Below are 2,899 nucleotides of genomic sequence, written 5' to 3' on the forward strand. Positions count from 1 at the left end.
GGGCGCTCCCCTCCCCCCCACCCGCCCACCGGGGTGGGCGGCGCGGCGGCGCCGCGCGCCCCCCCCCCCCCCCCGCCGCGCGGGGGGGGGGGGGCGCCCCCCCCCCCCCCCCCCACGACCCGCTTCGCATGGGACACCTCGGTGAGCACCAGCACGGCGGTCACCCCGCCCAGCAGCCCGATCCCGCCGCCCCCGTACGCCGCCGCGGCGGCGATCCGCCGCGCCACCCTCGCCCTCGACATCGACATGGGTCCAGCCCACCTCCGTCCGCACGTCCGCACGTCCGCGCGCGCTTCTTTCTCCTTTGTACGCCTTGCTAACAAGTTGTTGCCCCGTGCAGGCTTCGTCCCAACGCGCCGGTCGGAGGGCGGGCAGCGCGCAATAAGCTGACAGCACGGCCCCGCGACGGCGGCCGCCCCGACGCGGAGATCCCGCGGAACCGGACCAGGAGCAGGTGTGCAGTACTACGAATCGATGATTGAGCTGGTCGGCAACACCCCGCTCGTGAAGCTCAACACCGTGACCGAAGGCATCCGGGCGACCGTCCTGGCCAAGGTCGAATACTTCAACCCCGGCGGCTCGGTGAAGGACCGGATCGCGGTCCGGATGATAGAGGCCGCCGAGCGCTCCGGTGAGCTGAAGCCGGGCGGCACCATCGTGGAGCCGACCTCCGGCAACACCGGGGTGGGCCTCGCCATGGTCGCCCAGCGCAAGGGCTACAAGTGCGTCTTCGTCTGCCCGGACAAGGTGTCCACGGACAAGATCAACGTACTGCGGGCCTACGGCGCCGAGGTCGTGGTCTGCCCCACCGCGGTGGACCCCGAGCACCCCGACTCGTACTACAACGTCTCCGACCGGCTGGTCCGTGAGACGCCGGGTGCCTGGAAGCCCGACCAGTACAGCAACCCGAACAACCCGCTCTCCCACTACGAGACCACCGGCCCCGAGCTGTGGGAGCAGACCGAAGGCAAGATCACCCACTTTGTGGCGGGCGTCGGCACCGGCGGCACGATCTCCGGCACCGGCCGCTATCTGAAGGAGGCCAGCGAGGGCCGGGTCCAGGTGATCGGCGCCGACCCCGAGGGCTCGGTCTACTCCGGCGGCTCCGGCCGCCCGTATCTGATCGAGGGCGTCGGCGAGGACTTCTGGCCGACCGCCTACGACCAGACCGTCGCGGACGAGATCGTCGCCGTCTCCGACAAGGACGCCTTCCAGATGACGCGGCGGCTGGCCAAGGAGGAGGGGCTGCTGGTCGGCGGCTCCTGCGGGATGGCCGTCGTGGGCGCGCTGAAGATCGCCGAGCGGCTCGGCCCGGACGATGTGGTGGTCGTCCTGCTGCCCGACAGCGGCCGCGGCTATCTCTCCAAGATCTTCAACGATGAGTGGATGGCCGACTACGGCTTCCTGGAGGAGGACGGCCCCTCGGTGCGGGTCGGCGATGTGCTCCAGGGCAAGGAGGGCGGGCTGCCCTCGCTGGTCCATATGCACCCGGACGAGACGGTGGGCGAGGCCATCGACGTGCTGCGGGAGTACGGCGTCTCGCAGATGCCGATCGTCAAGCCGGGCGCCGGTCACCCCGATGTGATGGCCGCCGAGGTCATCGGCTCGGTGGTGGAACGCGAGCTGCTGGACGCCCTGTTCGCGAAGCGCGCGGAGCTGACCGACCCGCTGGAGAAGCACATGAGCCCGCCGCTGCCGCATGTCGGCTCCGGTGAGCCGGTCGAGGACCTGATGGCGGTGCTGGGCACGGCGGACGCGGCGATCGTGCTGGTGGAGGGCAAGCCCAAGGGCGTGGTGAGCCGGCAGGACCTGCTGGCATACCTGGCCAACAGCCCGAAGTGAGGGCCCGTAAGGGTCCCAACCGCCCTTCGGGCAAGTGGTACGAACGTGTCACGCGCCCGCAGCACAGGGTTAACACGGCTCCGGCAGATTAGTGGGTGTCGGAAGGACGACACCGACACCCGAGATGAGGCGACAGGACCTCCGGAGCGGCTCCCGGACCTCCATGTTCGCCTGGACGCGGAATTCCGGCCCTGACCCGGCCCGCGTCCCCGCGGGGACCGCCGTCGTCCCGCCCTCGGTGGCTTGCCACCGGGGTGCGGCGGTCCCCGCGCAGATTTCTCTAGTCGCTGCTCTCCTCCTGCCTACGGCCTCGGCGGAGCCAGGAGAAGGCGCCCATGGCGTGGACCGCGTTGACGCCGAAGATTCCGGCCCAGGTGATCAGCAGGCCGGGCAGGCCCTCGTTCACGACGCCGATGGCCGACAGCGGGATGGCCAGCACCAGGGAGACCCCGACGAAGGCGAAGCGCTCGCCGAGGCCCAGGCCGTGGGCCTGGTCAGTGGGCGCGCCGGTGGCGTACGGGCGGCTGCCGCGGGCCGACGCCATCTGCTGTTCGGCGAGCTGGCGGCGGACATGGCGGTCCGCCGTATCGTTGAAGCGCTGCTCGACCTTCTCCATGAAGGAGCCGACCAGCTCCGACTCGTACTCCGCACCCAGCTCCTTACGGGTCTGCAGGGCCGCGTCGAGTTCCTTTTTCAGATCCGGGTCACGGGCGTCCATGCTTAAGAACGGTACGGTCGCGGGGACGCTTTGTCGGTAGGGCTAGCCCCCGAAACCGCCCCCCGAAGCCAGCACCCGAAACCAGCACCCGAAGCCAGCCCCCCCGAAATCAGCACCCCGGAAGACGAGCGGGCCCGAGAAGCACCCTCGGCCCGCTGTGGAAGGAGTCAGTTCCGTGACCGCACCTCTCCTCACGTCCCTCGCCGCGCCCGGCGACGACCGCCCCGACGCGCTGAGCGTCGGCGGCCGCGCGGGCGCCCGCGCGGAACAGCGCCGTGGCGGGGGGGCGGGGGGGGGGCGGTGAGCCGGGGGGGCGGTGGTGGGGGGGGGGGGGCGCCG

At 71.4% G+C, this 2,899-nt stretch carries 3 protein-coding genes; 2 read left to right on the forward strand and 1 reads right to left on the reverse strand.

Annotation, left to right across the window (positions count from 1 at the left end):
- Window positions 1-456 precede the first annotated feature (456 nt).
- A complete protein-coding gene (locus tag ACFXB5_RS27395; RefSeq protein WP_385212435.1) occupies window positions 457-1,842 on the forward strand; it encodes a cystathionine beta-synthase in 1,386 nt (461 codons plus the stop codon).
- 280 nt (window positions 1,843-2,122) lie between these two features.
- Here the strand turns inward: ACFXB5_RS27395 and ACFXB5_RS27400 are convergent, their stop codons facing one another.
- The gene (locus tag ACFXB5_RS27400) at window positions 2,123-2,560 is read right to left on the reverse strand and encodes a hypothetical protein (RefSeq protein WP_385212436.1); all 438 of its coding nucleotides are present in this window, start codon (window positions 2,558-2,560) and stop codon (window positions 2,123-2,125) included.
- Window positions 2,561-2,735: 175 nt separating this feature from the next.
- Here ACFXB5_RS27400 and ACFXB5_RS27405 point away from each other — a divergent pair, with 175 nt between their 5' ends.
- Window positions 2,736-2,864 (forward strand): hypothetical protein, encoded by a 129-nt coding sequence (locus ACFXB5_RS27405; RefSeq protein ID WP_385212438.1) that lies wholly within the window; start codon window positions 2,736-2,738, stop codon window positions 2,862-2,864.
- Window positions 2,865-2,899 lie beyond the last annotated feature (35 nt).

It is taken from the genome of Streptomyces sp. NPDC059455 (genome assembly GCF_042750115.1).
Taxonomy (GTDB): domain Bacteria; phylum Actinomycetota; class Actinomycetes; order Streptomycetales; family Streptomycetaceae; genus Streptomyces; species Streptomyces endocoffeicus.

What these genes read in the sequence shown, in the direction of transcription:
- ACFXB5_RS27400 (WP_385212436.1), bottom strand. Translation starts at nt 2,560, where the DNA reads ATGGACGCCCGTGACCCGGATCTGAAAAAGGAACTCGACGCGGCCCTG.